Annotated in this window: 6 protein-coding genes and 1 pseudogene; 4 read left to right on the top strand and 3 right to left on the bottom strand. The window is 73.0% G+C overall.

From position 1 onward, the window contains the following. Window positions 1–136: 136 nt before the first annotated feature. Window positions 137–667: pseudogene (locus tag ACFV0O_RS00780) on the top strand (aminotransferase class III-fold pyridoxal phosphate-dependent enzyme); the annotation flags it as partial. Between the two features lie 183 nt (window positions 668–850). Here the strand turns inward: ACFV0O_RS00780 and ACFV0O_RS00775 are convergent. Both ACFV0O_RS00775 and ACFV0O_RS00770 read right to left on the bottom strand, forming a co-directional pair. Further along, window positions 851–1,450: a cysteine hydrolase gene (locus ACFV0O_RS00775; protein ID WP_380334377.1), complete on the bottom strand. Its 600-nt coding sequence runs from the start codon at window positions 1,448–1,450 to the stop codon at window positions 851–853. Window positions 1,451–1,571: 121 nt separating this feature from the next. Continuing rightward, window positions 1,572–2,816, bottom strand: a complete 1,245-nt coding sequence (locus tag ACFV0O_RS00770; protein ID WP_380334375.1) for an MFS transporter — start codon at window positions 2,814–2,816, stop codon at window positions 1,572–1,574. Between the two features lie 136 nt (window positions 2,817–2,952). Here ACFV0O_RS00770 and ACFV0O_RS00765 point away from each other — a divergent pair, with 136 nt between their 5' ends. Then, entirely contained in the window at window positions 2,953–3,888 is a 936-nt protein-coding gene (locus ACFV0O_RS00765) for a LysR family transcriptional regulator (protein ID WP_380334373.1), read from the top strand. A 19-nt stretch (window positions 3,889–3,907) separates the two neighbouring features. On the opposite strand, the gene ACFV0O_RS00760 is transcribed toward ACFV0O_RS00765, so the two are convergent. Next, window positions 3,908–4,336 (bottom strand): VOC family protein, encoded by a 429-nt coding sequence (locus tag ACFV0O_RS00760; protein ID WP_360256317.1) that lies wholly within the window; start codon window positions 4,334–4,336, stop codon window positions 3,908–3,910. 755 nt (window positions 4,337–5,091) lie between these two features. On the opposite strand from ACFV0O_RS00760, the gene ACFV0O_RS00755 reads away from it, so the two are divergent. Further along, complete coding sequence (locus ACFV0O_RS00755) at window positions 5,092–5,730, top strand: ParA family protein (RefSeq protein WP_360256319.1); 639 nt, start codon at window positions 5,092–5,094, stop codon at window positions 5,728–5,730. After that, a complete protein-coding gene (locus tag ACFV0O_RS00750; protein WP_380334369.1) occupies window positions 5,730–6,953 on the top strand; it encodes a ParB/RepB/Spo0J family partition protein in 1,224 nt (407 codons plus the stop codon). The genes ACFV0O_RS00755 and ACFV0O_RS00750 overlap by 1 nt, the downstream gene beginning before the upstream one ends. Window positions 6,954–7,068: the final 115 nt, after the last annotated feature.

Genomic DNA, 7,068 nt, shown 5'->3' with positions numbered 1-7,068 from the left:
TCGGTGTCCGCTCCCCACCCCACCGGCGCGCGGGGGCGGGGCGGGCGCGGGTTTTGGCCCCCCCCCGGGGCCCCCCCGCGCGGGGCGGCCCCCCGGAGCAGCAACCGGGTGATGCCGGGCAGGACGGGCAGCCAGGGCGGTGGGCATGTCGTCCGGCTACTCCCCGATCGGCGCCACGATCATCTCGGACCGCATCGCCGAGCCGTTCTACAAGGGCGACGCAGTCTTCCCGCACGGCTACGCCTTCGGCGGCCACCCGGTCTCCGCCGCCGTCGCGCCGGCCAACCAACATCTTCGAGCGCGAGGGCATCGACCAGCACGTGCCGGCCGACGAGGGCAGCTTCCTCAAGACGTCGGACAAGGTGCGCGACCTGCCGATCGTCGGCGACGTCCGCGGCAACGGCTACTTCCACGGCGTCGAACTGGTCACCGACAAGGCCGCCAAGACCACCTTCACCGACGAGCAGTGCGAGCGCGTGCTCTACGGCTAGCTGTCCAAGACGCTGTTCGACAACGGGCTCTACTGCCGCGCCGACGACCGCGGCGACCCGGTCGTCCCGTTCGCCCCACCGCCGATCGCCGATCGCCGATCGCCGACCAGTCGACCTTCGACGAGATCGAGCAGATCATGCGCCTCTGCCCCACCGAGGCGTACCGCAGGATCTGACCGGCCTGCCTCCGGCCCCAGCGTCCCCGCGACTGCCCCCGCGGGGACGCCGGTACGGGCCCTGCCTGCGGGAACAGGCAGGGCCCGACTCGTCCCGGGGGCGCGGGTGGCCCGCGGCGCGCCCGGCGCCGGCGGCCCGGGGCACGGGTCGCGGGCCGCGGGCCGCGGGTCAGGCGGCGCGGGTCAGGCGGCGCGGAGCAGCGCGCGCAGTTCCGCGGTGTCGAGGATGCCGGCCCGGGAGGGCAGGACCCGGCGGAGCAGGAGGTCGTGGACCTCCGCGTCCGGGTCGGCCACCCCGTCGGACAGGACGTGGAGCCGGTAGTCGCGGTCCGCGGCGTCGACGACGGTGGACAGGACGGCGCCGCCGGTACTGACACCGGCCACGACCAGCGTGGTGATGCCGCGCTCGCGCAGCCGCCGGTCGAGGTCGGTCGTGGACAGGCCGCCGAAGCGCGTCTTGCGCACGACGATGTCGCCGTCCCGGGGGGCCAGGCGCTCGTGGACGGCCGTGGCGGGGTCCTCGTGGTGCAGGGCGCGGTACCGCGCCACCGGACCGAAGGACGTGTTGGCGTCCGGGACGGCCGCCCAGTCGTCCTCGGTGAAGCCGACCCGCACGTGGGCGACGGTGCCGCCAGCGGCGCGTACGGCGGCGACCGCTTCCTCCACGCGGTCGAGCAGAGCCTCGCGGGCGCCGTCCCCGGGCAGGGCCGCGAGGACCGCGGGCTGGCAGTCCAGGACCAGCAGGGCTGTGTGCGCGGGGTCGAGTGCGGGGGTCGTGCTCACGTGGGTGTCCTCCTTGACGGGTGGTGCTCGGTGGGATCGGTGGCCGGTGGGATCGATGCTCGGTGGGATCGGTGCCCGGTGGGCGATACCGGTCCGTCGGAGCGCGGGGCCCCGACGTGCGTCACGCGTGGCTGCCGGCCGGTTCCGGCTCCTGCCGCGCCACCTGCTCGCGCCGGGGCAGCAGCAGCGGGGTGGCCAGGATGAGCAGTCCCGCGGCCGCGAGGGCGGTGCGCGGCCCGGTGGCGTCGGCGAGCAGTCCGCCGAGCGCGGTGAGGACGGCGATGGCCGTCTGCTGGCCGATCGACCAGGCCGACAGGGTGCGGGCGACGAGGTGCCCGGGGGTGCGTTCGAGGCGGTAGGTGGCGAGCACCGGGGTGTACAGGCTCATGTTGACGATGATCGCCAGCTCGACGGCGATCACGGTGACGAGGCCGACGACGCCGGGGCGGACGAAGGCCAGGCCGATCAGCCAGACGGCGCGCAGGGTGCCGACGGTCCGGAAGACCCGGTCCCGGCCGTACCGGGCCACGACCCGGCGGGCGAGCCGCGAGCCGACGAGTCCGCCGAGGCAGGGCGCGGCGAAGGCAAGGCCGTACTGCCAAGGCGCGAAGTCGAGTTGGCGGAGCAGGAGCACCGCGAGGACCGGCTCGGTGGCCATGATCAGGCCGGAGACCAGCACGTTGTTGAGGTAGAGGGCCCGCAGGCCGGGGTCTCCCAGGATGTGCCGCCAGCCGTCGAGCAGGGCGCCCGCCCGGAGCCGGTCGTCCCCGGCCGGCCGCGGCGCCTCCTCCCGGCCGCCGATCGCGGCGATGCCGAGCGCGGAGAGCAGGTAGCTGAGCGCGTCGGCCAGCACGGTGGTGACCGGCCCGAACAGACCGATCGCCGCCCCGCCCAGGGGTGGCCCGACCGCGATGGAGCTCCAGTTCGTCGACTCGAAGCGCGCGTTGGCCACCAGCAGGTCCTCCGGCCGGACGAGGGCCTTGAGGTGGGCACCGCTGGCCGCGCCGAACGCGATCTTGGCCGCGGCGACCACGATCGAGACCACGAGCAGTTGGCCGAAGCCGAGCCACCCGAAGGCGTAGGCGACCGGGATCGTCGCCATGGCTGCGAACCGGGTCAGGTCCGTCGCGATCATCACCGGCCGTTTCCGCCGGAACTCCACCCACGGCGCCAGCGGCACGGCGATCAGCGCGCCCATCGCGGGCCCCACCGCGGACAGCACGGACACCTCCGCGGGGCCGGCGTGCAGCACCAGCACGGCGATCATCGGCAGGGCCCCGAACCCCAGCCCCGACCCGTACGCGCTCACCGCGTACGCCGCCCACAGCCAGCCGAACTGCCGGCCCAGCCGCCTCCTGCCCAGCATGTGATTGCTCCCTCGACGTCCCGACCGAACAAAGCGAAGTTGACCGGTGAGAGCTAATCGGGCGACACAATGGCAGGTCAAACAACCATCCCGCCCACCTCACACAACCAGTGGTTGTCCACTAGGGTGGGTCGGCGTGGACCTCGAAGCAGTGCGCACCTTCGCCGCCATCGCGGAAGCCGGCCAGTTCCAGAAGGCCGCCGTCGACCTCACCGTCACCCAGCAGGCCGTCTCCAAACGCGTCGCCACGCTGGAGCGCGACCTCGGCGTCCGGCTGTTCACCCGCACCCCGCGCGGAGCCGAGCTCACCATCGACGGGCAGGCCTTCCTGCCGCACGCGCGCGAACTGCTGCGCGTCGCGGAACGCGCGGTCGCCTCCGTGCGCGCCGGCCACCGCGCGCTGCGCGTCGACGTGATCAACTCACGCGGCGCGGTGTCCGGCCTGATGCGCGACTTCCACCGCGCGCACCCGGACGTCGACCTCGACGTGCTGATGCTGTTCGAGATCGAGACGGCCGTCGCCGCCATCCGGTCCGGCACGGTCGACGCGTCCTTCCGGGCCGTCGCCGCACCCGGCCGGCCCCTGCCCGAGGACATCGTGTCCGTCCGGGTCCTCGACGAACCGCTCCAGCTCCTCACCGGCCCCGCCCACGCACTGGCCGGCGCCAGGTCGGTGACCGTCGCCGACCTCGTCGGCCACCGGATCTGGATGCCCGGCATCGTCCCCGGCACCGAGTGGGGCGCCTACTACGACGACCTCGTCGCCGCGTACGGCCTCACCATCGAGGCGACCGGCCCCAACTTCGGCTCCGACGCGCTCCTCGACACCATCGCCGACACCCCGGCCCTGGCCACCTTCATGAGCGAGCAGACCCGCCTGGTCTGGCCCGCCGGCCACGGCCTGCGCCGCATCCCGGTCACCGACCCGACCCCCGTCTACCCGCACTCCCTCCTGTGGCACCGCGACAACCCCCACCCCGCGCTGGCCACCCTCCGCGCCCACCTCGCCGCGACGGTCACCGGCCACGACGCCCCCGGCACGTGGAGGCCGGACTGGGCGCTCCCGCGCTGACCGCCGGCGGGCCGCCCGCTCAGTCGACGCAGAACTCGTTGCCCTCGACGTCCTGCATCACGATGCACGAGTCGGTGCCGTCGTACAGCACCTCCACGCGCACCGCGCCGAACGCGAGCAGTCGCTCGGCCTCGGCTTCGAGCGTGGCGAGGCGTTCCTCGCCCACGAGCCCGGTGCCGACCCGCACGTCGAGGTGGACCCGGTTCTTGACGGTCTTGCCTTCGGGAACGCGCTGGAAGTACAGGCGCGGTCCCACCCCCGAGGGATCGCTGCACGCGCACCACGACCCCCGCTTCTCCGGCGGCTGGGAGAGGTCGTACTCCTCCCACGTGGCGAACTCCGTCGACGGCGGCGCCATGACGTACCCCAGTACCTCGCACCAGAAGCGGGCGACGCGCACGGGCTCCGCGCAATCGAACGTGACCTGGAACTTCCTGATCAGTGACATGTTCGCACCGTAGAGGGCGCATCTCCTCCGTGTCTCCCGCTTATGTCCCGCCGGCCGTGCGCGGGTCGAGTTCTGACGCACCGTCGGATCCTCGACTCCCCTCCCGGGAAAAGCCGTTGGGCGGAGCAGGCCCGCGGGCGGACAGAGCAGGCGGGACAGACAGCCGGGGGCCGGGTGGCACAGGGGCACGACGACGCGCGACGCGCGGTCGTGATCGGGACGTCCGAGGGCCCGTTCGCGGTGGGCAGCGGCGCGGCGGCACCCGGCGGTCCGACGCGGCCGCGTGAATCGGGGGAATTCCGACGGGCTCCGCCGGCATCCGACGCTTTCCGATCGGTCGATTCGTGGACCGGCCGATTCACGGTTCGGTCGATCAACCGATCCGTCGATCCGTCGATCCGTCAGGAATGCCGGAACGCCGCTTCCGCCGGAATTCCGGAGTGCGCGATACGGCGGCGCCGTGCCCGATTCCCGTTCCCTCCCCCCTCCGCCCCGGTGGTCCACGGGCCGCGGATCGCCGTCGGCGGACCGCCTTCCCCACCGTGGGACCAGCGGTTTCCGGTGAGCAATCAGGTCCCGGATCCGATCATTGTGCGCGAACACAGGCGGGTCGCGTCACGATCCCAGTTGATCTTCTGGGATGCTGTTCCTGTTCGCCGTTCACGACTTCGAGCGGCGGGCGTCCGCAGTACCGGGCAGTCCGCCCGGGAAGCCCACGGAGAGAACGGAACATCATGAAGCCATCCGTGCTTGTCGTGTCCACCGACCCCCAGGGGTCCGCCGTCGTCTGGGCGGAGAGAGTGGGCGACAACCTGCCCTTCGACTTCATGGCGGCACACGACCATGCCGAACAGCTGATCAACCTCAAGAACACCGGCGCGAAGATCCACGTCATCGCCAACCAGAAGGGCGGCGTGGGCAAGACCACCACCACGGTCAACCTCGCGGCCTGCACGTTCGACGTCCTCGGTGAGAAGGACGAGTACGAGCACATCTTCATCGACACCCCGGGCACCCTCGCCGACGAGGAGATCCTGCGCCGGGCCCTGGAAATAGCAGATGACGTCCTGGTCCCGATGATCACCGAGCCGCTGTGCTTCGACCCGACGGCCCGGACCATCCAGAAGGTCATCGAACCGATGGACATCCCCTTCCGGATCGTCATCAACAACTGGGACCCCCGGGACGGCCGCGCCGACCTGGAGGACACCGAGGCGTACATCGCGGCGAAGGGCTGGCCCCGCGCCAAAACCGTCCTGCGCCGCTACAAGATCCACTCGCGGGCGGTCGCCGAAGGCACCGTCGTCACCCAGTACAAGGAGAGCGGCACCGCCTACCGGGCCCGCGAGGACTTCTTCCGCCTGTCCCTCGAACTCGGGTACGGGGGCCGCTGATGGCCGGCCGTCGCGTCTCGTTCGCGTCGATGGCCGCCGACCCGGTCGTCGACGCCCCGGGCGTGGACAGCGCCAACACCGGCGCCACCGCGACCGACACCCCGGCCCGGTGGGTCCCCACCGCCAACTGCCTCCCCAACCCGCGCAACCCCCGCGACGAACTGGGCGACCTCTCCGACCTGGCGAGCATCAAGGACCGCCAGCTCCAGAGCTGCCTCGCCGTCACCCCCGCCGCCTACCTCCGGCTGTGGCCCGAGGACCGGCAGACCCTCGACGCGGGACCGCAGGACGTCATCATCGTCAACGGCAACCGCCGCCGCGCCGCCGCCGCACTGTACGGGCGGGAACAACTGCTCGTCGTCGTCGACGACACGGTCGCGGAGTCCAAGGCGACCCTGCTGCGGGCCGCGCTCGACGAGAACATGGCCCGCAAGGACTTCGACCCCATCGAAGAAGCCAACGCGGTCCTGCTCATCGTGGCGCAGTACCCCACCGCCAAGGAGGCCGCCGAGGCCGAGGGCTGGTCCCAGAGCTGGATCTCGCACCGCAAGAACCTGCTGAAGCTCCACCCGGAACTCCAGCGCCAGGTGCGGGCCAAGGCACGCGGCGACGAGGGCATCTCCATCAACGTCGCCCGCCGGCTCGGATCGGTGAAGGGCATCGATGAGATGTCCCTCGCCGAACAGACCGCGGAACTGGACCACCTGCTCCAGGCCGACGCCGACGCCGTCGCCGCGAAGCGGGCGGCCAGGCTGCAGGCGAAGGCCTCGGCCAAGGACCCGGTCAAGGCCGCTCCCGCCGCTCCCGCCGCTGCCCCGGCCCCTGCCGCCAGCGAGCCGGCTCCGGCTCCGGCTCCGCAGCCGGTGGTCACCCCCGCACCGGCCCCCCAGCCGACCGCGGAGGCGACGCCGTCCGTGACACCCCCGGCGGCGGAGCCGGTGGCGCCCGCGGCGCCCCGTCCGGCACCCGCCCCGCAGGCTCCGCGTGCGAGCGCGGAAGCCGCTGCGAGCACCGACCGATTTTCCGCGGAAAATTCCGAGCCGCTCGCGATGCCGGAACAGCGCGAGAAGCCGGCCGACACCACCTCCCAGGAGGGACTCGACGCCGTCGACTGGCACGACGTCGAGGAACTGGCGGACGCCATCTGCCGCACCCTCTCCGCCGACGAGGCCTACCGCCTCGCCGACGCCCTCGCCAACCGTCTGCTGACCACCAGCAGCTGAGGCATCGACGGTGCCCCCCCCCCCCCCCCCCGGGGGGGGGGCCCGAGTGCCGCGCGGGGGCGCGGGGGGGGGCTGCGCGGGGGGGGGGCGCCGCCGGCCCCCGAGCCGGCGCCCC

The organism is Kitasatospora sp. NPDC059577 (genome assembly GCF_042735475.1).
Classification (GTDB): Bacteria; Actinomycetota; Actinomycetes; order Streptomycetales; family Streptomycetaceae; genus Kitasatospora.
Note: the sequence above shows the minus strand (reverse complement) of the source record. Positions and strands in the feature narration are given on the sequence as shown.